This window comes from Novosphingobium kalidii (genome assembly GCF_040534015.1).
Classification (GTDB): domain Bacteria; phylum Pseudomonadota; class Alphaproteobacteria; order Sphingomonadales; family Sphingomonadaceae; genus Novosphingobium; species Novosphingobium kalidii.
The window spans coordinates 59,497-85,702 of the sequence record NZ_JBEWLY010000014.1; the positions used below are offsets into that span (position 1 = coordinate 59,497).

The 26,206-nt window shown below is 62.8% G+C and carries 28 protein-coding genes; 17 read left to right on the plus strand and 11 right to left on the minus strand.

What is annotated here, in order from left to right:
• Position 1 precedes the first annotated feature (1 nt).
• The 12 genes from ABVV53_RS10095 to ABVV53_RS10150 all read left to right on the plus strand — a co-directional run bounded on the left by ABVV53_RS10095 (position 2) and on the right by ABVV53_RS10150 (position 7,963).
• Positions 2-322: a FliM/FliN family flagellar motor C-terminal domain-containing protein gene (locus ABVV53_RS10095; protein ID WP_353984301.1), complete on the plus strand. Its 321-nt coding sequence runs from the start codon at positions 2-4 to the stop codon at positions 320-322.
• A 3-nt stretch (positions 323-325) separates the two neighbouring features.
• Positions 326-976, plus strand: a complete 651-nt coding sequence (gene sctR / locus ABVV53_RS10100; protein WP_353984302.1) for a type III secretion system export apparatus subunit SctR — start codon at positions 326-328, stop codon at positions 974-976.
• Positions 977-985: 9 nt separating this feature from the next.
• Complete coding sequence (gene sctS, locus ABVV53_RS10105) at positions 986-1,252, plus strand: type III secretion system export apparatus subunit SctS (protein ID WP_353984303.1); 267 nt, start codon at positions 986-988, stop codon at positions 1,250-1,252.
• Between the two features lie 22 nt (positions 1,253-1,274).
• Positions 1,275-2,039: a type III secretion system export apparatus subunit SctT gene (gene sctT / locus ABVV53_RS10110; protein ID WP_353984304.1), complete on the plus strand. Its 765-nt coding sequence runs from the start codon at positions 1,275-1,277 to the stop codon at positions 2,037-2,039.
• Positions 2,036-2,395, plus strand: coding sequence for a helix-turn-helix transcriptional regulator (locus tag ABVV53_RS10115; RefSeq protein WP_353984305.1), 360 nt, complete (start codon positions 2,036-2,038; stop codon positions 2,393-2,395). The genes sctT and ABVV53_RS10115 overlap by 4 nt, the downstream gene beginning before the upstream one ends.
• Before the next feature lie 183 nt (positions 2,396-2,578).
• Positions 2,579-3,178 carry a hypothetical protein gene (locus ABVV53_RS10120; RefSeq protein ID WP_353984306.1) on the plus strand — a complete coding sequence of 200 codons (600 nt, stop codon included), beginning with the start codon at positions 2,579-2,581 and terminating at the stop codon, positions 3,176-3,178.
• A gap of 95 nt (positions 3,179-3,273) precedes the next feature.
• Positions 3,274-4,059, plus strand: a complete 786-nt coding sequence (locus ABVV53_RS10125; protein WP_353984307.1) for a DUF6683 family protein — start codon at positions 3,274-3,276, stop codon at positions 4,057-4,059.
• A gap of 204 nt (positions 4,060-4,263) precedes the next feature.
• Positions 4,264-4,563, plus strand: a complete 300-nt coding sequence (locus ABVV53_RS10130) for a hypothetical protein (RefSeq protein ID WP_353984308.1) — start codon at positions 4,264-4,266, stop codon at positions 4,561-4,563.
• A 279-nt stretch (positions 4,564-4,842) separates the two neighbouring features.
• Complete coding sequence (locus ABVV53_RS10135; RefSeq protein ID WP_353984309.1) at positions 4,843-5,268, plus strand: hypothetical protein; 426 nt, start codon at positions 4,843-4,845, stop codon at positions 5,266-5,268.
• A gap of 49 nt (positions 5,269-5,317) precedes the next feature.
• On the plus strand, positions 5,318-6,217 hold the full coding sequence (locus tag ABVV53_RS10140) for a DUF1521 domain-containing protein (protein ID WP_353984310.1): 900 nt from the start codon (positions 5,318-5,320) through the stop codon (positions 6,215-6,217).
• A gap of 28 nt (positions 6,218-6,245) precedes the next feature.
• Entirely contained in the window at positions 6,246-7,541 is a 1,296-nt protein-coding gene (locus ABVV53_RS10145) for a DNA/RNA non-specific endonuclease (RefSeq protein WP_353984311.1), read from the plus strand.
• Between the two features lie 26 nt (positions 7,542-7,567).
• On the plus strand, positions 7,568-7,963 hold the full coding sequence (locus ABVV53_RS10150; protein WP_353984312.1) for a hypothetical protein: 396 nt from the start codon (positions 7,568-7,570) through the stop codon (positions 7,961-7,963).
• Between the two features lie 190 nt (positions 7,964-8,153).
• Here the strand turns inward: ABVV53_RS10150 and ABVV53_RS10155 are convergent, their stop codons facing one another.
• The 5 genes from ABVV53_RS10155 to ABVV53_RS10175 all read right to left on the minus strand — a co-directional run bounded on the left by ABVV53_RS10155 (position 8,154) and on the right by ABVV53_RS10175 (position 14,794).
• Positions 8,154-8,600, minus strand: coding sequence for a hypothetical protein (locus tag ABVV53_RS10155; RefSeq protein WP_353984313.1), 447 nt, complete (start codon positions 8,598-8,600; stop codon positions 8,154-8,156).
• Positions 8,601-10,043, minus strand: a complete 1,443-nt coding sequence (locus ABVV53_RS10160) for a hypothetical protein (RefSeq protein ID WP_353984314.1) — start codon at positions 10,041-10,043, stop codon at positions 8,601-8,603. It abuts the gene before it with no gap.
• A 157-nt stretch (positions 10,044-10,200) separates the two neighbouring features.
• Positions 10,201-11,208 carry a LacI family DNA-binding transcriptional regulator gene (locus tag ABVV53_RS10165; protein WP_353984315.1) on the minus strand — a complete coding sequence of 336 codons (1,008 nt, stop codon included), beginning with the start codon at positions 11,206-11,208 and terminating at the stop codon, positions 10,201-10,203.
• Positions 11,209-11,273: 65 nt separating this feature from the next.
• Entirely contained in the window at positions 11,274-12,413 is a 1,140-nt protein-coding gene (locus ABVV53_RS10170; protein WP_353984316.1) for an esterase-like activity of phytase family protein, read from the minus strand.
• Entirely contained in the window at positions 12,410-14,794 is a 2,385-nt protein-coding gene (locus ABVV53_RS10175) for a TonB-dependent receptor (RefSeq protein ID WP_353984317.1), read from the minus strand. Before ABVV53_RS10175 ends, ABVV53_RS10170 begins: the two co-directional genes overlap by 4 nt.
• Positions 14,795-15,187: 393 nt before the next feature.
• Here ABVV53_RS10175 and ABVV53_RS10180 point away from each other — a divergent pair, with 393 nt between their 5' ends.
• Positions 15,188-16,915 carry a sensor domain-containing diguanylate cyclase gene (locus ABVV53_RS10180; RefSeq protein WP_353984318.1) on the plus strand — a complete coding sequence of 576 codons (1,728 nt, stop codon included), beginning with the start codon at positions 15,188-15,190 and terminating at the stop codon, positions 16,913-16,915.
• Between the two features lie 140 nt (positions 16,916-17,055).
• Here ABVV53_RS10180 and ABVV53_RS10185 read toward each other — a convergent pair whose 3' ends face one another.
• From ABVV53_RS10185 to ABVV53_RS10200, 4 genes are all read right to left on the minus strand, one after another.
• On the minus strand, positions 17,056-17,676 hold the full coding sequence (locus ABVV53_RS10185; protein ID WP_353984319.1) for a DJ-1/PfpI family protein: 621 nt from the start codon (positions 17,674-17,676) through the stop codon (positions 17,056-17,058).
• A gap of 266 nt (positions 17,677-17,942) precedes the next feature.
• Complete coding sequence (locus tag ABVV53_RS10190) at positions 17,943-18,329, minus strand: hypothetical protein (protein WP_353984320.1); 387 nt, start codon at positions 18,327-18,329, stop codon at positions 17,943-17,945.
• A gap of 203 nt (positions 18,330-18,532) precedes the next feature.
• Positions 18,533-19,057, minus strand: coding sequence for a hypothetical protein (locus ABVV53_RS10195; RefSeq protein WP_353984321.1), 525 nt, complete (start codon positions 19,055-19,057; stop codon positions 18,533-18,535).
• Between the two features lie 314 nt (positions 19,058-19,371).
• On the minus strand, positions 19,372-19,656 hold the full coding sequence (locus ABVV53_RS10200; RefSeq protein WP_353984322.1) for a hypothetical protein: 285 nt from the start codon (positions 19,654-19,656) through the stop codon (positions 19,372-19,374).
• Between the two features lie 464 nt (positions 19,657-20,120).
• On the opposite strand from ABVV53_RS10200, the gene ABVV53_RS10205 reads away from it, so the two are divergent.
• From ABVV53_RS10205 to ABVV53_RS10220, 4 genes are all read left to right on the plus strand, one after another.
• Positions 20,121-20,462: a CidA/LrgA family protein gene (locus tag ABVV53_RS10205; protein WP_353984323.1), complete on the plus strand. Its 342-nt coding sequence runs from the start codon at positions 20,121-20,123 to the stop codon at positions 20,460-20,462.
• A complete protein-coding gene (locus tag ABVV53_RS10210) occupies positions 20,459-21,148 on the plus strand; it encodes an LrgB family protein (RefSeq protein ID WP_353984324.1) in 690 nt (229 codons plus the stop codon). The genes ABVV53_RS10205 and ABVV53_RS10210 overlap by 4 nt, the downstream gene beginning before the upstream one ends.
• A gap of 163 nt (positions 21,149-21,311) precedes the next feature.
• Entirely contained in the window at positions 21,312-23,366 is a 2,055-nt protein-coding gene (locus ABVV53_RS10215) for an alpha-amylase family protein (RefSeq protein ID WP_353984325.1), read from the plus strand.
• Positions 23,367-23,371: 5 nt separating this feature from the next.
• Positions 23,372-24,361 (plus strand): D-2-hydroxyacid dehydrogenase, encoded by a 990-nt coding sequence (locus tag ABVV53_RS10220; protein ID WP_353984326.1) that lies wholly within the window; start codon positions 23,372-23,374, stop codon positions 24,359-24,361.
• 21 nt (positions 24,362-24,382) lie between these two features.
• Here the strand turns inward: ABVV53_RS10220 and ABVV53_RS10225 are convergent, their stop codons facing one another.
• Together ABVV53_RS10225 and ABVV53_RS10230 are read right to left on the minus strand one after the other, a co-directional pair.
• Positions 24,383-25,186 carry an FCD domain-containing protein gene (locus ABVV53_RS10225; protein ID WP_353984327.1) on the minus strand — a complete coding sequence of 268 codons (804 nt, stop codon included), beginning with the start codon at positions 25,184-25,186 and terminating at the stop codon, positions 24,383-24,385.
• A gap of 124 nt (positions 25,187-25,310) precedes the next feature.
• Positions 25,311-26,195, minus strand: a complete 885-nt coding sequence (locus ABVV53_RS10230; RefSeq protein WP_353984328.1) for a 2-hydroxy-3-oxopropionate reductase — start codon at positions 26,193-26,195, stop codon at positions 25,311-25,313.
• Positions 26,196-26,206: the final 11 nt, after the last annotated feature.

Sequence of the window (26,206 nt, forward strand, 5' to 3'; positions counted from 1 at the left end):
CATGACCGATGCGCTCAGCAGCGATCCCCGCGACGCGGTGGAAGACTCGCTCGACACCGACACCAGCCCGACGGTTTCTCCCGACGGCCCCGCCAAAGACAATGGCTTCAGCGTCGCGCTTACTCTGGAACTGGAGACGGTGCACGTGCCGCTCAAGCGCCTTCAGGCTCTGCGAGAGGGCGCCGTGCTACCACTCGAGGCGGGCGATGGTCCCATCCCGGTCCGCGTGGTTGCAGGCGGCCGGGCCATCGCGCGTGGTACGCTGGTGAACGTCGGACCGGGCTACGGCGTGCTCATCGGTCCCGAGAACGAGGAAGCCTGAGCGATGGATCTCGGCAGCTTCTCACCCGGTTCCGCTCTTGTCGTCGTCATCCTGCTGGCGCTGGCGCCGTTCTTTGCGGTCATGGTTACCTCGTTCACCAAAATCGTCGTCGTGCTCACACTGGTGCGCAACGCGCTTGGGCTGCAGCAGGTGCCGCCCAACATCGTGCTGAACGGACTGGCGCTGATCCTGTCGCTCTACGTCATGTACCCCACGGTGCAGCAGATGCAGGCTGCGTCAGGCGAGCAGGGCATTCCAGCGCAGACTGACGAGCTCTTTGCCGTTGCCGACCGTGCGAAAGAGCCTCTTCGCGCGTTCCTGATCGCCCACAGCGACCCCGACGAGCGCCAGTTCCTCCAGCGCGTTCAGGCGAGGGTCGCAGCGAAATCGGGAACACCTGCGGCAGCAGTGAACGATTTCGTGGTCGTCATCCCCGCGTTCGTGGTCAAGGAGCTTACCGTCGCCTTCCAGATCGGCTTCCTGATCTTCCTGCCGTTCCTGGTGATCGATCTCGTCATATCGAACATCCTGCTGGCGATGGGCATGATGATGCTCAGTCCGGTGACGATATCATTGCCTTTCAAGCTGCTGCTGTTCGTGCTGGTCGATGGCTGGGTGAAGCTCAGCCACGGTCTGGTGCTGAGCTACACCTAGGGTTCGGCCATGCAGGATATCGTCGGCATAACCACCGAAGCGCTGTGGCTGGTGCTGCTGCTTTCCGCGCCCCCGATCATCGCGGCCTCGGCAGTGGGCCTGCTCGTGGCAGTGGTGCAGGCAGCGACGCAGCTGCAGGAGCAGACACTACAGTTCACCCTCAAATTCTTCGCGATCGTGGCGACGCTGTTCGTCACTGCCTCGCTGGTGGGCGGCAGCCTCTATCAATACACCGACCGGATCTTTTCCGGCTTCCCCGCCATGGTCCACAACTGACATGGAGCAGGCCGGATCTTGGATGGACGGTGCGCTGCTGCTCGCGCTGTGCTCAGCAAGATTTGGGGCGGCATTCGTGCTGGTGCCGATCTTCTCGCAACAGACGATCCCCGCGATGGTGCGCAATAGCGTGATTCTCGTGCTGGGCGGGCTGGTCTATGTCTCCCATCCCCCGATCATCGCTGCGAGCCTCGGCGCGTTCGGATGGACGCGGTTGCTGCTGAAGGAAGCGGTGACCGGGCTGGTCATCGGCTTTTTCTTCGGCACGGTCCTGTGGGCGATGGAGGCGGCGGGCGAAGTGATAGACGCCAAGATCGGCGCCACCATCGGCCAGGTATTCGAACCGCTAGGCGGCAACATGACTTCGCTCAACGGGGCGCTGCTCGGCCGCCTGGCCAACGTGATCTTCGCCGCATCGGGAGGCATCGTCCTGCTGGTCGGCACAGTGATGGAGAGCTTCGCGATCTGGCCGATGACGGCCGACTGGCCGACGCTCGACGCACATGGCCTGGTCGTGTTCCAGAACGAGTTCGGCCGCCTGATGGCGCTGATCGCAGTTTTCTCGGCGCCGGTGCTGGTGTTCCTCTACGTGATTGATGCCGGGCTTGGCTTGCTCAACCGCTTCGCACAGCAACTCAACGTCTTCTCGCTCTCGCTCTCGATCAAGAACTGGGCGGCGACGTTATTGTTGGTCATGCTGCTGCCCCTCTTTGCGCAAGCCGTGGTGCAGGATCTGGCTTCTCGCGGCGAAGTCGTACGCCGCGTCATCGAAGCGCTCGCGCGATGACCTCAAGTGACAAGGGTGACATGGCCGAGGATGAGGCGCGCGTCCGCGAGCTGATGCGCCTGCTGCGTAAGGCCGACGAGGCCGCAGGCGAAGAACAGGTACTGGGCGAGTTCCGCATCCCTCGCTCGCGTATCCCGGCGCGGCATGCGGGCTCGATCGGCTCGCTCACCAAGACAGAAGTCGCCGTGCTTCGCTTCCTCGGCTGGGGCCGCGCCAACGCAGACATCGCGACGCTACTGGCGATCAGCGAGAACACCGTGCGCGTTCACCTCAACAACATGTGCGGCAAGCTGCAGCTCGATGGCGTGCGCGAACTGAATGCGCTGGCCGGGCTGCTGTTTCACCCGCTCACATGACGGCGGCCTCCACTTCCAGGGCCGGTCGCCATCTAAGCGATCCGACTAGGCCGCTAGTCGGATCGGTGAGGGCGGAGCCTGGAACGATCCGCCATAGCATTCGTGTCGATGCCGCTTCCCCTTGTCGCGCGTCGGCTCATTCGCCCAGATCTTCGGGCTCCAGTTCGCCAAGGAGAAGCAAGTATGTTCGGTATCAACCTCAATCCGGTCAGCCTCCTCGCCACAGCCGCGCTCGGCCCGCTCGGCGGCATTGCCTCGCAGCTCATGACCCAGCTCGCCTCCAGCGTCGGCCAGCAGATCCTGCAGTCGCTGGGTGACAAGCTGGGCCTTCCCCAGTCGACCATCGACATGGCGCAGGGCGCCTTCGCTGGCTCCATGGGAGACTACCAGGGCGCGAAGCTGAACCTGTCGGAAGCAGTCGGCCAGCTCGGTAATTTCTACGGCGCCAGCCCCGCAGATCAGGGCAGCGTCGAGAACCAGCTCAACAACGCCATCGACGACCTGACCACCAACCTGGCCCAGAGCCAGGAGGCGAAGGAAGCCAAGGCTACCGGCGGCCAGAGCTGGCTGATGGCGCTTGCACGTACCCTCGGCGAAACGTCGGACAAGCTCGCCGGCGAGATGGAAGCCATGAGCCACAACCTGGGCGAAGGCGAGAACAAGTCCTCGCAGAACCTGATGTTCGCTGCCAAGTCGCAGGAATTCTCGCAGTTCTTCTCCTCGGCCAACACCGTGATCAAGGCCATCGGTGAAGCGCTCGCTTCGGGTGCCCGCAAGTCGTAAGCTCACGGCTATAAAAAGGTGGGGCCGCCCCGGGATCGTTTCCCAGGGCGGCTTTCGCCGTCTGGATAACAGCCTTCTCGGTGAAGGAGAGAACGATGGACTTCAGGCGAACTTCGGCTCTGGCTTTCGCGATGGTGGCGGCCACCGGTACGGCGCACGCGCAGGTGGACTGGAGCGACATCATCGGCACGGTCGCGCAGGAAGACGCGATAATGGATGCGGCGCGCGAAGGTCGAGGCGGCCCTGGAGGGGCGCAAGGTGCCACAGTGTTGCCGAGGCGCGACCTGGGTCAGGCGCTGTCGCGAACCTTCGCGGCGCAGACCACCGCGTCGCCCTCGCCTTCTGCTCCAGTCATCTCGGCCAGCTATACGCCGAGTACTGAGGCGCGCGAGAAGCTGGCCGCCATCATGGGCGAGGCCGCAGCCCGGAACGGGGTCGCGCAAGGTAAGGAGATGCGTCAGCTCGTCCTCTCTCGGCAAGCCCTCAGCGAGTATGAGCGGGTCGCGCCCGCTGTCGGCCTGAAGGCGAACGATGCGATCGACGCCTACGCCTTCTACATGCTGACGCAGTGGGGCGTCGCCAACGATTACCGGGCGAACTTCACGCGCGCGCAAGTCGCCGGAGTCCGCCGGCAGGCGGCGAACGCCTTCGCCGGGGTCGCAGACCAACTCGCAACCGATGCCCTGCGCCAAGAATTCGCAGAGATGCTTGCAATTCAAGGCGTAATCATGTCCGGCGCCCACGAGGCTGCTGTGCGCAAGGGTGACGAAGCAGCGGCGGCGAAGTATGTGGCCGTCGCGCGCCGGGGCGGGCAAAAGGTGTTCACCATGGACCCGACCACGATGGTGCTGACGGACGCCGGGTTCCGTAAGAAGCGCTAAGGGTTCCGGTCAGCGTATCTCCTGCACCGACAGCCGACCGGGTTATGGTCAGAGCGGACGAGGCGCGGCAGAGTTCCTCTAGCAACCGGAAGAGCCAGCGGTGGTCTACCAGTTGGGCGTCAGAGTTCCGCGCCTGCTCGGCACGCTGTCGCCACTCGACGACATGCTGGCGCGCAACCAGGTAAAATGGGTCGGAGACTCCCTATGAAGCGACTGCTTTGCGCCGTTTTGGCGCTCACCGCCTCTCTCGGAACCGCGCAGGCACAGGTGGACTGGAGTGGCATGATTGGCACCATCGCCCAAGAGGACGCCGTGCGCGAGGCCGCGCGTGAAGGAAGCAACGGAGGCCAGATCCAGCATCCGCGCAACCGCCAGTCCGCTGCCTCGGCCTCTAATGCAAAGGCTCGCCGGCAATGCGCCAGCGCCCGCGGCAAGGCCTCGCGCGGAATGCGCGACCCCCGGCTCACGCAAATCCTCAGCCTCTGCAATCGCGCTGGTTACTGAGCCGAGATACTGAACCGCGAGATACTGGGGCGCGAGATACTGGGGCGCAGGTCGACAGGCACGCTTCTGCCTGCGCCGTGTCGGGCGAGCCGCACACATGCTATGGCCCAATCTATCAGGCACCTCCTCCGCGTCGACGCGTCACGAGAAGCACCACGGGCCTTGCTTCTCCCCAGCATAGCTAATCGATCCGACTACCTCGCCTAATCGGATCGCGGAGCGCCGAGGCGGCCCCGATCTGCTCTTATCATGGTCGAACCTTCCAACCGGGACCCGACCATGAGTATCGACCGCCTCTCGCTCTCCGCCATCAACCAGGCCGCCGCGCTGGGTACAGCCGGCTCAGGCTCGCTGGTCGGCGCGGCGGCCAAGGCCATTGCGGTGGACGTGCTCGGCCGGCTTGGTTCGCAGTACCTCGCCCCAGGCCATGTTGGCAGTAGCGAGCCCTATCCGCTGGCCCAATGGGCCGAGGGGCTCGGAGGGCAACTCGGCGCTACGCCGCTCGAAACGCTGGAGCTGGAGGGCGCGCTGGGCGCGCTCGCTGGCGCTTTGGCGAGCGACATGGCGGCACTTGCCGACGGACGCACGCTTGACCGGCTCGACGACGCTCTTGCCGCCGCCAGCCAACCCGGGCCTCCCGACAGCGCGAGCAGTCTCGCGCGCAGCTTCGAAAATCTTGCCGCGCATATCGCGCAAGCCCACTGACCCGACCATCCCGCCGGCCACCCGGCCTCATTACGAAAGGACCAGGACGATGACCGACATCCAGTTCAATACGAACGTCACCGTGAACAACTTCTTCGGCGCCCAAGGCCTGAGCAGCCGCCCGGTCGAGAACTTCCAGACCGCGCTGGGTAACGGCATCATGGTGCTGTTCGGCGCCAAGCTCGCTTCCGGCCCCTTCGCCAGCCCGATGCTGCCGAACCTGCTCTCGATCATGGGCGGCATGATGGCGCAGGCTCAGGGACAGCAGCCGGTGTTCCAGCCCGCGCCCGACGCGCAATGGACCGCATCGCTGCAGAACCAGAACCAGGCTTCGATCGATCTCGGCGATGGCTACTCGCTCGACATCGACGAGCGGAGCTCGCAAATCATCATCAACAATGCGAATACCGGTGAGACCACCCGCATCTGGGGCGATCCCCACGTCGATGTCGATGGCAAGCACGTCTACGATTTCTGGGGCAAGACCACCTTCACGCTCGAAAATGGCACCAAGATCACCATCGACACCGAACAGGGCCACGGCAACCCCGATGTCTACTTTGCCTCCAAGCTGACCATCACCAAAGGCGATCAGGCGATCGTGGTGGATGGGGTTAGCCAGCAGACCAGGGGTGACCTGTCCGTTTCGATGTCGAACGACGGCCGCCAGCTGGATGCAGCGACCGGCGACGGTTTCGTGCTGCATGAGAACGCAACCGGCTCGGGTTGGCGCTCAGAGCTCACCGGCCAAGTCGCCACGCAGGCGGACCTCAATGCCACCAAGCCGGGCCAGCTCTACGGTCCTGGCAGCGATACGCCAAGCCTCGGCGAGCTGAGCGACGTGCTCTCGACCTTCCTGCTCTTCGGTCTCGCCCTTGAAATGGGCGAGGCGGTTCGCGGCGGCGACCGCGCTTCGGCCAGCCCCGCCTTCCGGCCGCAGTTCGCCTGATCCCGACCTGAACCTAGCGAGACCTGCCATGCTTTCAGCCACCGACAGCACCGCTAACAACACAGTTGCGAATGCCTCGGCCAGCAGCTCCGCGAGTACGGCGCAGCAGCTTGCCACGCAGTACTCCGGACCCGGTGGCTACGACATGGCAGGTCTCGCCTCCAACCTTTCCCAGCAACAGCAGTCCGACCCGGCGGGCGCAGCACAAACCATGGCACAGCTCGAAGGGCTGATGACGCCTGTCGAGCGCGGCCAGTTCGCCGCGGCAGTCGATGCTGTCAACGACAATTCCGCGATGGGCCAGCGCACGGCAACGAATGCTCTAGCGCCCACTCCCGCCGGCCCCGATCCGGTACAGCTCGGACTGGACCTCGGGCAAATGGCGCTCGATATCACTGGTATCGTCGATCCCACTCCGATCTCGGACGGCAGCAATGCGGTGATCTCCGTCGGCCGCTCCATTGGCTCGCTGTTCTCGGGCGACATTGGGGAAGCGGGCGGGCCCTTGCTTAACGCCGGCATCTCGGCGGTTGCGATCGTGCCGGCGCTGGGCGACGTCGCCAAGGCCGGCAAGATCGGCAACTGGGCGCAGACGGTGGCCGACAGCGTCAGTGCCATCGCTCACAACCCGGCTGCCCGCGCCGCACTCGAACCTGGGCTGCGCACCATCAAGGACGCGGTCGACAAGATCCCGCAGTCCGCAATGGACGCCCTGCCCGCCAGCGCGCGCGAGTCGATCGAGAGCATGAAGCGCCAACTCGACGACCACTTCGCACCGCCGTCGTCCTCCACCGCCACGCCTCGTATCGCCGATGCCGCGCAGGCCGGCGTCCACACCGTCAAGGTTGGCGCCAACAGCGTCGAGTGGACCGTCGATGCCAACGGCTATCCCCGTCACGTCGAAGCGACGTTGTCTGATCTGCAGCCGGCAGGCACGCCGCGATCCTCGGCAGAGACCAACGCGCAGGACCAGGTGCGCGAGCGTGGGATCGACGGCGACGATGCCGGTCACGTCATCGGCCATCGCTTCCTGGGCGACCAGGGCACGCGCAACATGTTCCCGCAGCAGTTCAACTTCAACCGCGGCGCCTACAAGACGATGGAGAACGAGTGGGCGGCGTGGATCGACCACGGCGGCACCGTTAAGGCAAAGGTCGACTTGCTGGGCGGCACCCCCGAGCGGCCCGAACAGGTCAAGGTGACCTACGAGGTGTTGAACGATGTGGGCAAGCGCGTCTTCCGCAACACTGAACTGTTCGATAACGCAGCAGGCCAAACCTTCGAGCGAGTGCCGACCGACCGCATCGCCAACCTGTTGCGCTGAGCATGATCCCGGTGCAGGCTGAGACTATGGCCGTCCAATTCGATTCCGAAGCCGCCAGCACACTCGTCACCCAATTGGGCGGCGAGATCGTGCGGGATCCATTCTACCAGTCCGAACCTTGGGACCAGCTTTCGCTGGTGATCAATCTCGACGGGCGCAAGCAGATGTTCGGCTACGTCTACTCCAGCGCTGACTGGGAAGCCGCGGGGCCAGACGGGATCGAACCGCTTGTGACTGCCACCAAGCTACAGCAGGCGATGCAGCTGCCCGGGAAGCCGACGTGGAAGAAGTGCCTGGTCACCATCGACCGCGCCAGTGCGAAGATCGACATCGACTTCGACTACGAAGGTACGAAGTGGGTGCCGGACATGAGCGATCCGGAGGGCTTTGCTCTGGGGTTGAGGTCGGCCGGGCGCGGCTGACAGCGCCATCTCACGCGAGTTCGCTAACCCTCGTACTCCGGAGGTTGCGACGGCAGCCCAGTCTGCCTTACAGGAAGACTGGTTCTTCAGGCTCACCGCCAGCCGAGTGCCGCAACCCCATTTGCTCTCACGCAGGGCTACCGCCGATCCTGTCGAGCTTGCACCCTCCCGGTAGAACGGACGACGACTGCTAGTTCTGCTTGGCTCTTGCCGCGAGAGCATCGTTGCGCAGGACCAGCACCGGCACGACCTGCTCGCCATCCGCATCGACAATCATTGCTGCGAACAGTTCCCGCCCATGCGAGAAGACGAGCAGGCGCGCTCCCGGAGGTGTAAAGCCTTTGAGGTCCTCTTCCTGCCAACCCGCCGGCATGGCGCTGCGGATCGCTTCCTCGATCTGGCCAGCCTGCGCCACATCGACGGTGTAGATTGTGGGGTGAAAGCGGCCCCATGCGGGCTCCAGGCGTTGGAGCGTAGCTCGGGAGGCTTGGACCATACGGTGGTTAAGCGCGCTGCCGATCGGCGGCTCGGGATGCTGGACCAGCGGCGCCGGTACTTGCGGCACCGGTGCCTCGCCCTGGTCGCAGCCGCTCAGCAGCATCGCCAACATCGTGACTATAGCCAGCCGCCCCGCCATTCAGGGTCGGGCGTACTGCGATACGAACGAGAGCGTATCTTCGAAGTCGCTCATCACCGCTGATCCCACGCCCGTTTCTCCCGTGCTCGCATCGATGGGCAGTGCGGCGCGCGCAAGTGTCACCGCGGCATCCGCATTGGGATTGGTGATAGCCGAGTTAACCGCGAACTGCACCCACTCCTTGGCGACGCTGGCGGTCGTCCCGACGGCCGCCGCGGCCGGTCCGCCAATCCTGGCCTTGTCGACCACGGTCAACGCAGACTTGAGCATTGCGGTCGTAGTCGCGCGCTGGTCGGCAACGTCGCCGTCGATCGACTTGACCGCCGCAGACACGCTGCCCACGAAGTAGCCCAGTGCGGCGGCGTTCGGCAGGCGGGTCTGGTGCTCAGTGTTGGGCACGACTTCGCTTCGATAGAGCCGCTCCACCGCGTTCTCGTTGCCGCTGTTGCCCACTTGCAGGCGTCCCATCTGCGTGCCGAGCTCTGCCTCGCGGCCCTGATTGAGCATCTCCTTGGCATAGGCCGAGAAATCGCTGCCGTCGCGTGTCGTGCCGTTCATCGTCAGCTCGCGCATAACGCCGGTGGTGTCGCTATCGACCACCGCGGTGAGCCCATCGGTCATGGTCCGCAGCGCGTCGTCCTTGCCGACCACCGTCAGCCCACCGATCATCGTGTCGGTGTCGCGCACCGAGCGCAGCGTGTCGATGCCGGCGTCGAACACGTGCGCCTTGAGGTCGGCATTGCCCATGCTTGCGGCAGCGCCCATGATCGCCTCGTAGTTCTCGGCGTTCCAGCTTACCGTCGTGGCCGAACCGCCGTACCCGGCGACCGTGGTCATGTCGCCATCGATTGCGGATGTCAGCACGTCGGGCAGGTGCGTGCCGAGCGCCTGGAACCCGCTTTCGGCGAAGCTGCCGCGCAGAGATCCCAGCACTTCGCCTGCCGCTCGCGCCTCGGCATCGACCATGTTGACGCTGCTGATCCCAAACCCAATGTCGCTGTGGCTGCCGCTTTCGGCACCCGGCGCGATCTGGGCGATGTAATCGACCTTCGCCTGCGGCGCGGCATGGGTGGCAATCGCAGAGCCGAGTTCGGTTACCGGCGTGTAGCCGTGCGCATCGCCTCCGGTCTTCGCGAACGCATTGCTGAGCGTCGCAAGGCTTTGCCCGTCGAGCTTGCCCGCCATGTCAGCAAAGAACGCCTGCCTCTCATCGGTACTGAGCCCGCCAAGGCCCAAGATCGAGCCGTCCATCGCCTCTTCGGCGATGCGGTCGAGCTTGCCGCTGCCAGCGAGCTGATCGACCAGCCGATCGGCGTCGGCTGCAGGCAGCGCCGATATCGCATCCGTCACCGCGCGGACGTCGTCATGTGTGATCGGGTTGAGGAACCCGCTCGACATGCGGGTGTCGATCACTTGGGTGGCATTCTGGACGGCATCGGTCATGGTCTGGCACCTGATTGCGAGGTTCGTGAGTCCGACCATGGAAGATTGCCCGTGCCCCCGCGCTGCACGATCCGATTAGAGTCCTAGTCGTATCGATTAGAAGCACGACGATCATGCCCAAAAGGTAGCCATTACGGTTAGAAACTGTAGCATCGGACTAGCCAAGCAACCGGACAGAGAGGCGTGGGACCAGGCGCGTGCGGGTGTGCACGATCCTGAGGGCCGCTGAAGAGGCATGCGGCCTACCAATCTGTTTGCCTAACTCGGAGATCGCGTGCTGTGCGATATCTTCGATGGGAAGCTCGATCGTGGAGAGCGGCGGCAGGCTTTGCTCAGCCAGAGGAATGTCATCGAAACCCAGGATTGATACATCCTCAGGCACTCGCAACCCGTTCGCCTGCGCGTAACGGAGGGCACCGATGGCGATCACATCCGCCGCGGCGAACACCGCGGTCGCGCCTCCGCCGGTGATCGCGGCTTGGGCATGGGGCTCCAGGTCAGTCGAGAACGCATTTTCCACGCGGAAGGCAAGCGCCCCCTCCCCACAGATCAGCGCTTCTGCGCCATCGCAGCGATCACGCATGCTGGCGATGTCAGTCGGACCAGAGATGATGCCGATGCGGCGATGCCCGGCATCAAGCAAGTGCCGTGCGGCGATCCTGCCCGCATCGAGATAATCGATGCCGATCGCAGCATAACCCGGCACGGTCCGGTCGAGCACCACGACCGGCGTGCGCGCGAGCACGCCGGCAGACGTGTCCTTGTCTCGGATTGGAAACCACGCGATGCCGTCAACGCCCAAGTCCACGCCCTTAGCGAGCGCGGCCTGCTCCAGCGCCTCGTTGCCCTCGGTATCGATCAGGAACATCGTGTAGCCGGCGGCTCGCGCGGCGCGGAATACGGCTTGGGCGAGTGCCGGGAAGAAAGGGTTCGTCAAGTCGGGCACCAGCAGCGCGAGCGTGCCCGAACGCCCCGTCTTCATCGCGCGGGCGGCGCTGTTCTGGCGATAGCCGATACGCTGTGCCACCGATAAGATATGCGCGCGGGTCTGTTCGCCCACAGAGCCGTTCCCGTTCACCGCATATGACGCGCTTGCCAGCGAGACGCCAGCCTCTCGGGCGAGATCCTTGAGCGTCGGGCGCCGGTTGGAAGGTGTGTTGGGCATAGTAAACAACGGTCTCGGCGCGCATGGCATAAGCTGGCGTCATTCGCCCGGCAATCGCAAAGGGTTCAGCGCGCCGTGGGCTTCGCCAGATCAGGTGGAAGCGCCAGCAGAAGCAATCGGGTGGGCTCGCCTGCCACGAAGTTGTTATCGTTGAGCAGGACGATCCGGTCACGGCGGCCGTCATGCGAGGGCCACCACGCCATGGCTTCAAGATTGCCGGGGTTGTCCGGCAAGGTGTCAAAATCGAGCAACAGCCGCTTTGTCGCGGGCGTGATCTCCGCGTCCATGAGGCTGGCGATCGCAGCGACCTCCGTCGCCTGGGAGAAGTCTGCCAGATAGAGGCGGCAGTGGAAAAGGAAACGACCATCGCCCGTCGGCGCGCCCGATCGTTCGAGGACCAGCATCCGCTGATCGTCAAGCGCGAGTATCTCGGTGACACCGTTGTCGGCGGCCGTGCCATGCGGCGAGCTCGGTGCCGCGTCCAGGCGATAGACGAACTGCCGCGGCTGTGCGTCATCACTAGCTGCATCACCGCGCAGACGGGTGAAGCGGACCAGCGCCGTGCGCCCTTCTGCAGCGGGAAGGTCGTCCTCAATCAGTGGCCCTTCCATCGCGAGCCACAGCGCGCCGTCAGGGGTAAAGTCCATCCCCTCGATCGTCGCATTGTCGCGCGGGCCGCGCCGACCGGTCGGATTGAGGCGAAGGTTTGCAGGAAGCGGTATCCGTCCCAGCTCGCGGCCTTGCCGGTCTATTCTGCGAACGGCGGGGCCATAGCCGTCTTTCCCATCGCCTTCGCTCGACCAAAGCAGGCTGTTCCGGTTTGGTGCCAAGCGGATCGCCTCTGGGTCAACTGCCTCGCGACCAAGACCCGGCGGCGGAAAGGGCTGCCCCTGCGCATCGCTGAGTACGACGCGTCGCGCGTGCCCCATCCGCCAGTGGCCCGCATCCGACCGCGTCATACGGAAAGCGTAGAAACGTGCCGGCGCACGCCCAGAGCGATCGTCGCTCAGCAGCAGCCAACGCCTCTGGCGTGCATCATAGTCGATGCCCGAGATGCCTCCGAACGCGTCGTCGAACCGCGCGGGATCTAGGTCGATGCTGTCCAGCAGGCGGACGGGAGACGCGGCGTGCTGCGCCTGTGCCTGCACGAAGCAAGCGAATGCGAGCAGCACCCCGGCAAAGGCGCCGCGCCTCCTCAGCCTCACCGGAAGCGCGCTCGCAGCGACAGGGTATAGGTTCGCGGCGCGCCAAGAAAGTAGCGGTCGAGTGTTACCGCCGGCAGAGTGTACTCCGGCTGAGTCGCAGTCGAGCTCGAAACCGAGCCGATGTAGGCCTTGTCAAAAATGTTATCGACGTTGAACTGAAGCGTCAGCCCGCCCAGCGGCCCGAGGTCGCGCAAGGTGTAGCTCGCGCCCGCGCTCGCCACCGTATAGCCGGGGATGGTCTCCACGCCAGCCTCGCGGAAGCTTGTCGGCGCCAGCAAGTGCCCGCCGACCCGCGCGCCGACGTAGCGAAGATTGGCCTGAATGCGCGCACCTTCCACCGGTTTCACGCCGAACTCGCCATAGGCGCTGTGCCGCGGAATGTTGCGCACCCGCTCCCCGGCGATCACGCCCACCGAAGCCAACGCCGCACGTTCAGGCGATCCGACTGGCAGATCGTCGTGGCGGGCATCCTGGTAGGAGTAGCTGGCGTAGAAATCGACTGCGCCGAGATTGCCCAGCGCCACCGCCTCGATGCCGCGCGTGCGCTGACCAGCGATGTTGGCAGCGCGCGTCGCGACATTGCCGCGAATGATCTCCTCAGGGTCTGTAACGGTCGGATCGTTGGGAACGATGCCGATATTGTTCTTAAGGTCGACCGAATAGGCTTGGATCGAAAAGGCAGCGCGACCTGTGGTGTACCGGATACCCACATCCAGATTCTCTGACCGGATCGGGTCAAGGGAGTCGGGTTTGATCACTGCCGTCGATCCCAGGAATGCGTCCTCGGGAATGCCGGAGAAGTTTCTGGCGTAGCCGCCGTAAATCTCGATCCCGCGCGCGGGGATCAGCGTGAAGCCAAGCTTGGGATTGAGGCCCGAGTTCTGCGAGAAGTCGAGTTGCGCACGGTATTCGAGGGGCGAGCTCGCCTTGTACTTCACGTTCAACCAATTCGCACCGGCATCGATGCGCAGCAATTCCGGCACCACCTCGATCGAGTCCTGGGCATAGAGCATCGTCGTCTCGATCGTCGTCGATCGCTGGTACTCGACATAATTGAGCGCATCCCGATCATAGCCGATGCTCCTGACCGGATCGATGATGCGGAAGAAACGGCGCTCCTCGGCAGAGTCGCCACCTTCCCACCACCCGCCGATGCGAATGCGGTGGCCGGCCAGCACACCGTTGAGCCAGAGCTCTGCGGTGGAGCCGTAGCGGTCGCGATCGCGCGGGGTGACGCGCATGTCGGCCGGCCCACCCCGTTCATTGCTATTGCGCAGCGTCGTGAGCTTCGGCCGGATCGCACCGCCGTTCGCGTTGTATCCGTTTACCGCATAGGGATCACCGCCCGTAAGCACGCGCGCACGATCCTGGTATCGCAGCGATTCTCCGCGCAAGGTCTGGTAGTAGGGATTGACCGTCAGCAGCACCTTGTCGCTAAATTGCAGCCCCATATTGGCGTAAGCGAGCAAGTCCTGCCGCGTACCGCCGAGGGCACCGCCATAGTTGGCGTCTATGGCAGGTATCCCGCTCAATTGGTCGGTCGCTCGGTCCGACCACGGATCGTCCCGGAATTCGGCTAGCGAGATGATGTTGAAGTCATTGTCCTGCTGGTCGTTCCAGCTCACCCGCGCCTTGACGAATGAGCCGGTCAGGAACGTCTGCACAATCTTGAACTCGGCGTGCTCTCGTTTCGAGTGGCGATTGTCGGGCCCCGCCCAGACGTCGTTCTCCTGCGTGGAGTAGCTGGCATAGGCCGAGAGCCCCGGCGCGACCTCGCCACTATCGACGCGAAAATAGCTGCGCCAGAAATCGTAGGAGCCATAGCCCGCCTCCAGTGCTGCGCCCGGCCTTGGCGTCGGATCGTCCGTGACGAAATCCACGAAGCCGCCCAGCGCAAAGCGGGATGGCGCGCCCAGATCGCCTGCGCTCTGCGACACGGTGATCCGGCGGATGTTGCTGGACTCGATGAAGCGCTGCGGTGGCGAACCGCCGTTGAAGCGCGCGTCGCCTGTCGGAATGCCATCGAGCGTGAAGCCCACCTGCTCCTTATTCAGGCCGCGCATCGCGAACTCGAACGAGAAGCTGCCGCCGCGCGCATCGCCGGTGGTGGCCTGAACGCCCGGAATCTTGTTCAGGCTTTGGGTGATGTCGGCACCAAGCGGGCGATCGTCGATATCCTCGCGACCAAGCACCAGTACCGCCCGGCTCTCGCCTGCGCCGATCCGCGTCCCGGTGACAACGATATCTTCTTCGGCAGCGTCCTCGGTCGCCGGAGAGAGTTGAGTCTGCGCCTCTGCCTGCCCCGCAGTAAGCGCGACAAGGGCGCTGCCAAGCAGAAGCCGGCGGCGCCAAGACGTTTTAGAGCGTGTGAGTTGAAACATGCTGCATTCCCCCTGCAATCGGATCACCCGCCTCTCGCACGCTGCCGTGACAGTTAAGTGAAACGTTTCATTTTTGGTGTTTGAGCTTATCTCGGCAGCTGACCGATCGCAGGAGGCATCAAAGCGGCGCTGCCCACGCGCGGTGTCGTTTTCTGCTGATATTTTAAGGATTATCGCTAACAATCCCGTCGATTCCGAGCGCCGAGCAGACGAACGCACCTCTTGTTAGGATGTTGAAGATACTCTCGCGATGTGGAACAGGTCTCCGCGGGGGTGGAGTTGCGACGTACGATATGCCGACTGGGAGCGTTGCTGCTTCTGTGCCTTTGCACTTCCCCGCAGGCGGCGGTCGCGGCGAGCATCGACCTCCACCGTGGGGCATGCACGGCAACGTTGCCTGATCACGCTTCAGATCTCGCGGTGCGAGAGGCGGTCTACAGCTGCGGTGCCGACCGGCCAACGCGATCAGCCGGTTGGCTGTGGTTGAAGCTCGACGCAAGCCGCCTGCGCGCCCTTCCGCCAGACTGGAACCTCTTGGTCGATCAAATCCGGTTCCAGGAGGTGGCGGTGTTGATCGAAGACTCCAGCGGCGCACGCCGTCTGAGCGTCAATCAGTACGACATGCAGGAGCACTGGGCCCCGGGCGGACTGCTCCGATTCCCGGTGATGACGTCCGGAAGTGACGTCCAGGGGCTTTATTTGGGCTTTCAGCGCATCGACGACCTGTCGCTGATGCGCAAAATCGTCGCGGTTGCCGCATCAGAGCAGGTGCGAATAGACGCACGATGGCTCCTGCTCATGGGAATATTTGCCGGAACACTGTGTTCGGCCCTGCTCTACAATCTTGTCATTCATACTGGTCGCCGCCCCTCATTCCAACGCTGGTACCTCGCGTGGGTCACTGCGGCTTTCGCCTATGGGATGACCTGGACCAACGTTGCCGCATATGTTTTCCCCGCGTTTGCCGGACCAGTAGTCGTGCGCATCGACTTCATCCTGGTCGGGCTGATGATCGCTGCCGGAAATATGTTTTTCTTCACTGTTATCGAGGACGGGATACTGCCACGTTCGTTGCTGAGGATCGGTCGGTTGCTCGCGCTGTCCGGTGCTGTTCTCGGCGTCATGGCTGCCGCCGAAACGGTGTTCCCGCCGGTGCTGACCGATCGCCTGCTTAATTATGTATTACTCGCCACTGCCGCTGCTGTAGGGGTGTCGTGCTGGATCGCCGTACGGCGGCGTAGTCGCCTCGTCTGGTTCTACCTGATCGGCTGGTCGCCCGCCATTATCGTCTTCCTGGCGCGGCTCGCCCGAAATCTCGGTCTGATGCCGCAGATCGACTTTGTGGATATGGCCACATTTGCAGCACTAGCCTTTGAGGCGCTGGCGCTCTCCCTCGCGATTGCGGATCGTTTTCGAATCGTCCGCCGTGACCTCGATGCCGCGCAGCAGCGTCATGAGATTAATCTTGCGGAAGCGGAGGCGCTCCGCACTGCTGCACGCACGGATTTTTTGACCGGAATCGGCAATCGTTCGGCGTTTCAGGCGGACGCTCACGGCTTGGCAGCGCAAGGCGAACCGTTCAGCCTTTTCCTTATCGACGTCGATTACCTCAAAGACACCAACGATCGGTTCGGCCATGCCTGCGGTGATGAGCTCCTCCGTCAGGTGGCTGCCATGCTCAAAGAGGTAACGTCTAACGTCGCCCAAACCAACATTGCACGGATCGGAGGCGATGAATTCGCCGTGCTCTGCCCCGGCACTCGCGACAAGGAGAGCGAGGTAATTGACCAGCTCCGCAAGATCCAGGGCCGGGCTTGGCGCTTCAAGGAGCATGATCGTACAATTTCCCTGAGCATCGGCTCCTCACGCTCCCCAGAGGATGCCGGCCAACTCGACGCTTTGTACCAGAACGCCGACATAGCATTGTACAATGCGAAGCGACGGGGTCGGTCGTGCCACTGCCATTACGATGCGTCGCAACGCATGCTTCGCGATCTGGAGGGCGGACCGACCAGCGGTGCCGAAGCTACCCCGCACGAGGGAGAGTTCCATCGCCAATCCCAGCCGCAGCCGGTGGCACTTTCGAGCCACGCGCACCAAGGCGTAATTTGCGCAGGTTAGGTTGATGCCCAGTTTCTGCACACCGGCCAGTCCGTTAGTCAGCGCGTCGCCGGAGGTGATCCGGCTGGTGCTGATGTGTGTGCGTTTCCCCTCCGCTTCAGGAATATGGAGCACCTGCCGCCGATTTGATATGGCAGGGCTTAGCGCACGAGAGCGGCGCTTGGAGCGATGAAGGGCGCAACGATCTTCATGGCTTGATCCACATACAGCGCCTTCTCGCCCACGGGGGCGACATAGTGCATCGCCGAACGGGCATCGCGCAGGGAAGCGCCACAAGCGATCATCCAGGTCGCAAGATATTGGGAAGCAAGGCAGCCGCCGGCAGTGGCGACATTGCCATGCGCGATGAAGGGTGCGTCGACCACCTCCACGCCTGCCTCGATCACCCAAGGCTTTGTGGTCAGATCGGTGCAGGCCGGCAGATCGCCTATAAGGCCCAGCTTGGCCAGCAGCAGCGTGCCCGAGCACTGTGCGCCGATCAACTGGCGAGCCGGGTCGAGCTTGACCCGCGCCATCAAGCTGCCATCCGCAGCGATATCGCGGGTCCTGCTTCCGCTGCCGATCAGGACGGCGTCGGCCTGCCCGGCGAACTCCAGCGGCTTTTGACGCCGGACGGTGACGCCGTTCATGGACGTGACCTGTTCCGTCGGCGATGTGATATGCGCGGCCCAACCATGGGGCTTCATGCGATTGAGGATTGCCGCCGCGATGAACGAGTCCAGTTCGTTGAACCCCTCGAACGTCAAAACCGCAATCTGCATGGACGCCTCCTCTGGCGAAAGTGGAAGGTCCTCATAGTTGAAGCCTACACGGAAGGCACGGCAGTTAGCGGCAAGTTAGGGATACCACCATTGCCTTGCTCAGCAGCGGTTATGTCGAAGGGAGCCGAGGGTGCCTATGCGCGGTTTAGGATCTCAGCCAGTCCCTCGAGCAACCCCGCAAGGTCCTTCGGCTCGGACAGCGTCAGACCGTCGCTGGCGTCGCTTTCAAAGTTGCGCTGGAGCTGTTCCGATTGAGCGCAGCGATACTATCGGACTTCATTTTCTCCCGCGCAAATCGTCGCCCAGTCTCCCGCCATGTTGAGGGGAACATCCGCCATTTGTCCGGCGCGATCAAAGCGGATCCACCGTTCCGGATCGGCGGCCGCAATGAAGCGGCGTGGCGGAATGATTGTCCCATCAGCCCGCCTGCCTTCGACGGTGCCGCAAAGGACAGCATCCCCGTCCACCGGTTGGCCGACAAATACGTTCGAAAAGAGTGCTGCGTCTGGACTGAGGCCCAACGATGCCGCTACCCGCTCTTTAGCGGCAGTCGTGACTTCGGCTGACGTTATATCGCCGGAGTTGCAGCCGCTGATAGCGATCGAACAGCCGAACGCGAGCAAAGCGCCTTTAAGGTTGCGGATCCATGGCATGGCTTTCTCCTCCTCTGTTTGTAGCGGGACCAATTGGCGCCCTCTCACGGGAACGGCGCTCTTCCATTGAAAATGGTGTTCAGTGCGAAACGGCTTCCAGAATATTAGGCAAACAATGAACGGCGGCCCACGAGGTACCGCCGCTCAATTGTTGCAAGCAGGGTTCATCTTCAGCTTCGGCCTGACGAACTGCGCCTAAAAAGTTAGCGTCCGTTCCGCACCTGATAGTTGGACACAACGATGAAGCGGTCGACGCCTGACGGCAGATCCTGTGCGGTGGAACCAACCGCCAACCCGCGGAGGACTTCCTCGCGCGTCCTTATCGTCCCGGTGATATCAGCCATTGCGCCGGCGTTTACGTCAGCCTCGCCTTCCATCGCGGTCTCAGGTGTGCGTTCTTCGGTGAGAACAGCATAGATCCGCTGTTCGGCACTCGGGCCAATCCAGAAGCCCACGTCGCCAACCACTTCCTGAACCTGCACGCCGTTTAACTGAACCTCGCGGCCCACGAAGTCCGCTGGGATCTGTGGCAGCAGCATGGAGATATCCGTGACGGCCGTCGGCCCCGCGGGTGGCACTGCTACTACTGCGGCTGTCTCTGTCTCGACAGGTACTACCTCGTCGTCGGAGGCCCACCAGATCAGTAACCCGAGGGCTACAACAACCAGCAGAACCCACACCCACCAGGGAACGCCACCTGATTTTCGCTCAACCGGAATTTCTACCATGTCCGCTTTTCTCCTTTGTTGTGACAGGTCGCCCTGAAGCGGCAGCGGCATTCCGAACGCCTGGAACCAACTGCACCTGCCATGAGGCCATCCCGGCCATTCTGTCGTGTCCCCCGCTGCCTCGCCACCTTGCTGCTGCGATGATTGCGCGATGCCTTTGAGCCCTTGAGAGGCCAGTTGGCACCGCCATCGCTCTTTGACTGCCTAGGCAGAACTTGAGGTACGATCGCGAAATACTCGCCTGTACAGCCCTCGGGTCAATCTCTGCTAAGCAGGATTTTGTTCCTCGCAGCTACGCAGCGGACCGCGGCACCTCACTGCCCGCGACTTTCTGCATAGGCCCTCTCTCCCGGCCAATAGGTCAACGGACGATCACCCCAACCGAGCTTTGCAGCGCGAGGCTGGATGCAGCCGTCCTGCTGCTCCGTCGTGCACACCGGGTAGACTGTGCCGTCGACCCTAACCGCTGTCGCGCGGCCATTCGGAGCACGTTCCACGACGACCGGCGTTTCAGCCTTATAAGACGGCGTTCCGGCTGCCATGGCAGGAGTAACGATAGACGCGGCAAGAGCTGCCGCGAAGGTTAGCTTCGCATCCATATCAATTTCCTTCTGTTATTCTCGTTCGATGTTATCTTAACGGCGCAAGTCAGCTGCCAGTTCCCATGAAAATTTACGTGATATTAACGTATATACCTCAAGGTTTTTTCTAAGCATCTTTGATCGTCGTTCAAGAGAGCCGTTCAGCCATGCTGACCGGATTCTTCTCGTGTCCATCGGTTGCTACAGCATCAACTCGTGCCTGGTTGCTTAATCCTAAAACGCCACTCAGCAGCACTGATTGGATGCCACATCAAAGTGTGTGCCAGCTGCCGCCTCAAAGGCCAATTGCATGCTATAGAGAGCGGTTCGCGTCAGGCCGGGAGCATTGACATCGGTTCGAGCGACGCCGAAGTCGCCGATCGCACGATGGAGGTGATAGTCTCTTCACCTCGTGTGAGTGACGAAGGACCATCGCTCTGCTTCAGCGCCTCACGAGGTACGCCCCCGGGCTCGCGATCTGCGTGGGGCTATGGGCGCTGGGCGAGGCGTTGCGAAATGCAGTTGGCCTCCCCCTACCAGGCGGCGTGATAGGGTGCGCTCTTCTATACGGCCTCCTGCACATCCGGCCTCAACTTGCAGCGCCGCTCGAGCCCGGATGCGATCTGTTGATCGCCCATCTGATACTCTTTTTCATTCCGGCCGTGCTTTCAATCATCGCCTACCCCGCGTTGTTCGGAACGCTTGGGACAAAGTTGCTGTTCACTTTAGTGGCAGGAACGGTGATCATGATGGTTTCCGTGGGGCTTCTCGCGCAATTTCTGTCTCGGCGCCCTGCTGTGGTGTCGCGAAAAGAGCAATCGTGAGCGCCAGTCCAGCAGCGCTGATCTGGTTGGTGGCGACGCTGTCGCTCTACATCCTGTCGCGTGCGATCCAGCGACGCATCGGGCGATGGTGGGCTGGACCAGCGGTAACCGTACCGCCGGTGCTGGTGTTCGCCACACTCAGCACCGGAACGGATTATGCAACGTATCTTGGACTGAACGCGTTCTGGATATGGCTGCTTGGTCCTGCGACTGTGGCGTTTGCCTTTCCCGTGTGGAAATTTCGCGCCACCGTCAGGGCGCGGTGGCGAGCCTTAGCCGCCTGCATTCTGGTCGGTTCAGCAGTCAGCTTCTGTACCGGGCTCGCCTTTGCGTACTTCTTCGATTTTTCAGACCTGCTGACAGCCAGTCTATTGCCGCGCTCGATAACCTCGCCATTCGCCATGCCCTTTGCCGAACAACTCGGCGGGGATGGTAAACTGGCTGCGCTGATGGTCATACTCGTCGGTATCATCGGCGGAGTATTCGGCAACATCATGCTGGGCTTCGGTATCAACGACCCGTTTGCGCGCGGAATGATGTTTGGCGTTTCGGCGCACGGAGTGGGCACCGCTTTCGCCCGCGAACTGGGCCAGGAGGAAGGCGCGACCGCCGCCCTGGCGATGATCCTGATGGGATTGAGTAACAGCATCTTCCTGTCTGTGTTTCTCATGATTCAGCCGCGGTGAGAGTCTTCATCCGCCCTGCCCTCTTCTGTGAGATATGAGTTGCACGGCGAGTGGCCAAAAGATTTGACCAGCCTTGGGCACTGACATAAGCCGATCGCACCGGGCAGAGCCGCAACGGCCCGCCGGCGCGACGGGCGAAAGCAGGAATCGAAAGGTGGAAAACATGCACGACCAGAAGCCCTGGTGGGAAGAACCCTATCGGATCGTGCAGACCAACCTGCGGCTGACCGATGCCGATCTCGATCCGGAGGCGCTGGCGAAGCAAGCCAAGGCGTTCGGCGCAAGCGCTATCACTTTCAACGTGGGCGGCATCTATGCCTTTTATCCCACCGAGTTATCGCTCCACGCGACAAACCCGTTCCTCAAGGGCGACTTGACGGGCGCCATGCTGAAAGCCGCACACGATCACGGCTTGAAAATGGTCGGGCGGTTCGACCTCTCGAAAGGCACACGGCTGGCCTATGAAGCCCATCCCGAGTGGTTCGTGCACAACGAGCGCGGCGAACCGCAGGAGTACAACGGCACATACCAGGCGTGCGTGAACGGCGGCTGGTCGCTGGACTACGGGCATCGCATCCTACGTGAAGGGCTGGAACGCTACGATCTGGACGGCGCGTTCTTCAACATGACCGGATATCAGCCGTACGATTATGGCGGTGAATATCGCGGTATCTGTCACTGTCAGAATTGCCAGCAGGGCTTTGCGGACATGTTCGGCCGCCGGCTGCCGATGAAAGAGGACTTCTCCGACCCTGCTTATGCCGATTATCTGGCTTTCAAGCGGCGGACCAGCGTAGCCGCTGCGCAGCGTATCTATGACACCGTCAAGGAGATACGTCCCAGCACAGGCGTGATGGGCAATGGCCGCGGCGCGTGCGATTTCATGCGCTTGGAAATTCAGCGTGCAGTCGCCCGCCCTGCCCCTGAATGGCCGCATCAGCCGGGCGAGCTTGCCCGTTGGGGTGCCGCAATCGGTCAGGGTAAGACCTATAGCTGCGCTTCGACCAACTTCCTCGACTATCAATGGCGCTATGCATCGGAAACGTCGCACAATCATATGCTGCGATTTGGCCAGCAGATCGCCAGCGGAGCTCAGATCGACTACTACGTACTGGGAACGTTCGAACAAGAGAACCGCGAGCCGCTGGAGCCGGTGAAGCGCTTCCTGCATTGGCATGCGGCAAATGGCGATTACTTGACCGACACCCGGTCGCTGGCGCGGGTCGCGCTCTACCATTCGCGTGTCAACGCCGCCTATGCGGGGGCGACACTGTCGGGAAAACTACAGAACACCGCGTTTCGCGGCGCTTATCGACTGCTGCTGGAAAGCCGGATCCCCTTCGATTTCCTCAGCGACGAGCGCATGGCCGATGACAATATCGGCGAAGCGCTTGCACGGTATGACGTTATCCTCCTGCCTGCCATCAACTGCCTCAGCGACAATGAGGCGAAGGTGCTGGACGAATACGTCTCGGCGGGCGGCACGGTCCTTATGACCGGCGAGACGGGACATTACGACGAGAGGGGCCAGCGGCGCATGGGTTTTGCGCTCAAGTCGGCTCCTGCGACGAGCATCGTCCACACCGCCAAGACGTTGGAAACCTACTTCCGCATCGCGGAAGGCGAAACGGACCTGGCCGACACAAAGCTGGTACATCTGCATGGCTATTACTTCCATACCGAGCCGCGCGATGGGATCGAGACCGCGCTAAAACTGCTGCCGCAGCCGCGCTATGGCCCGCCCGAGCTTTGCTATCTGGAGGGTGAACCGACCGAGCATCCGGGCGTCATGACCCGCGAATGTGGCCAAGGTCGCACGGTCCATCTGCCTTGGTTGCCTGAATGGCACTACTTCCGCGACGGCTTGCCCGAACACCGCGAGATCCTTCGCCATCTGATCGACCGCGCTAGCCAGCGACCTGTACGGATCGAGGGCGCCGGTCCGGTCGAGGTGACAGTGCGGGAGCGGATGAACAAGGCAGGCGAGCGAGTTGTGCATATCGTCAACTACGCAGGTCAGCGGCAAAGCGCTTATGACGAACCTCCGGTCCTGACTGGTCTTCGCCTCGGAATCCCGGGCGCTGTGGAGGAGGCGCGTGCGCTGGTAAGCGGCGAGGCACTCGCAGTAGGCGCGGCAGACGCAGATGGTTACGCATGGATCGACCTGCCGGGCGTCAAGTTTTTCGAAGTCGTCGTCCTCTCTGGCGCGGCGGCGTAATCGCCATGCTGGCAGGCCGCACCGTGCTGACGACGCTCCGCTACAACGCTGCGCACTGGGATCAGGTATCCACGGCGCTCGGTGAAGCGGAGGTCCTGCGGTTCGCATCGCCCGACGACGAGGGCTTTGACGAGGCGCTCGCACGCGCTGACGTCGCTATCCTCGCCAAGGACCCCGACGACCGTATTCTAAACGCGACGCGGCTGAAATGGATTCACGTCGATCACGCCGGTCTGAACCGCGCGGCGAAACCCGCCGCATTTCGCGAAGGACTGGTCGTGACCGGGTCAGCGGGTCGGTCCGCGCCAGTCCTGGCCGAACATGCCATGTTCTTCGCACTGGCGCTGGCATACGAGTTCCCCGCCTTCATCGACGCGCAGCGGGCGCATGAATGGGGCGTTGCAGGTCAGGACAACCTTCGTGGACTGTTCGGACGCACCATGGGCATCGTCGGGCTGGGCAATACCGGCAAGGAGATCGCCAAGCGCGCCAAGGCATTTGGGATGCGAACGATCGCCTATCGCCGAAGCGCTGCCGCTCCTCCCGAAGGTATCGACCTGCTCCTGAGCGTCGAAAGCGGCGGCGAGCTAGACGTTCTATTGAAAGAAAGCGATTTCGTGGTGCTCGCCCTGGGCCTGTCGGATGCGACGCATCATCTGATCGGGCAAAGGGAACTCGATCTGATCGGGCCGACCGGCTACCTGATCAACATGGCCCGCGGCCCGGTCGTGGATGAGCAGGCGATGATCGCCGCTTTGTACGAGGGACGAATAGCCGGGGCCGGGCTCGATACGTTTGAGGTAGAACCGTTGCCTGCGGACAGCCGCCTCTGGGACGCCCCAAACACTCTGATTACCCCCCACGTCACCCCGCAAGTTCCCGACCGCACCGGACGTTCGGTGGAAATAATCTGCGAGAACATTCGCCGGTTCGCTGCCGGCGAGGAAATGCTGAACCGGTTGAAGCCCGAGGACATGTACACCGCCGCTCCCTAGGCACGCGGGCTCGGCGGCGGTTCAGCGAGCGCGGGGTTTGGCGTCTGCCGTCCTGGCAGGCGCTAGCAAGTCGTGGCGCGACAGGCGGCGGATTGCGGCCTCCAGCCTCTGTTCCTCCTCATGGATCGCCTGCTGCGTTTGCTTTGCGGAGATCATGTGGCGGCGTGCGGCTTGCTCTGCCCCCGCCGCGTCGCGTGCCATGATCGCATCGTAAATGGCACGATGTTCGGCGAGCTGCTCCTCGCGCTGCGCCCGATGTTCATAAAGATTTCTGCGGTTCAGATAGACGTTCGAGCGCAGGATCGGCTCAAGACTGCGCATTACCTGCAGCAGCATCAGGTTGTGCGATGCGCCGTAGAAGGCGAAATGGAAGTCGGCATCGGTCGCCGCGATCCGGTCCACGTCGCCGCTTTCGTGCGCGGCCTGCATCGCGACAAAGCACTCCTCGATCGCTTCCCTGTCGGCGCTGGTGGCCCGCTCGGCTGCCAAGCCGGCCGCGCTGGCTTCGATCACGGACCGGAACTCCATGCAGTCGAAGCGCCCGCGCGGATCGTCAAACAGCATCAGCAGCGGATCGCGGATCGATCGGCCCATCTCTTCGCTGACGAAGCAGACGCCCTTCGCGTCCGCGAATAACAGGCCGCGCGCGATCAATGTATCCAGGGCCTCACGAAGCGACGGGCGTGAAACCCCCAGCTTCTCAGATAGGTCACGTTCCGACAGCAGACGCTCGCCTGGCGGCAGCGCTCCTTCCAGGATCAGGTGCTGGATATGGTCGGCAATGGCGTCCGCGAGCTTTGCCGGCTTGATCGAAGACTTCGACAATTCATGACCTCGAAAAGGGCAGGCAATCCGCAGCCGCCTTGCAGTGAAGCCTGCCTTTTAGCTTAGCCAGCAGGCAGGTGCAAAGAACGCCAGCTTCGCACCCACCCTCGAACCAGCCTCGAACTCAGGATCCGATTTCGTGGTTTCCCAGCGCTTCGATCGCACGAACCAGGGCCGAATGGTCCCAGCTCTTACCGCCTTGCGCGACGCACGCACTGAACAACTGCTGGCACAAGGCCGTGCTCGGCAGGCCGATGCCCAGTTTACGCGCCCCGTCGAGGGCGAGATTAAGGTCCTTCTGGTGCAACTCGATGCGAAAACCGGGATCGAAGGTCCGCTTGACCATGCGTTCGCCATGGACTTCCAGGACACGTGACGATGCAAAACCGCCCAGCAGAGCGCCTCGCACCTTTTCAGGATCGGCACCGGCCTTCGATGCGAAAACCAACCCCTCGCTGACCGCCTCGATGTTCAACGCGACGATGATTTGGTTCGCGACCTTCGCCACCTGGCCGTCGCCAACGCCGCCGACATGCGTGATGTTCTTGCCCATCAGCTTCAGCAGCGGAAGAGCCCGCGCGAAGGCATCCTCCTCGCCGCCGCACATGATCGTCAAGGCAGCGTTCTCGGCGCCGACTTGTCCGCCGGACACCGGCGCATCGACATACTGGCAGCCCTTTGCAGCAATCCGCTTGGCGAATTCGCGCGTGGCGATCGGGTCGATCGAACTCATGTCGATGACCAGCGAACCCTCGTTCAGCCCCTCGGCGACACCGGCTTCGCCGAACAGAACTCGCTCAACATCGGGCGTATCAGGCACCATGACGATGATGACTTCCGACTTCTCAGCCACTTCACGCGCACTGCCACAAACGACCGCGCCGTTGGCGACAAGCGCCTCTGGCAACGGAGACTTGTTCTGCACCACGGCAACCGTATGGCCGGCCTTCTGCAGATGACCCGCCATCGGCTTGCCCATGATGCCGACGCCTATAAAACCAATATTCAATTCTGCCTCCT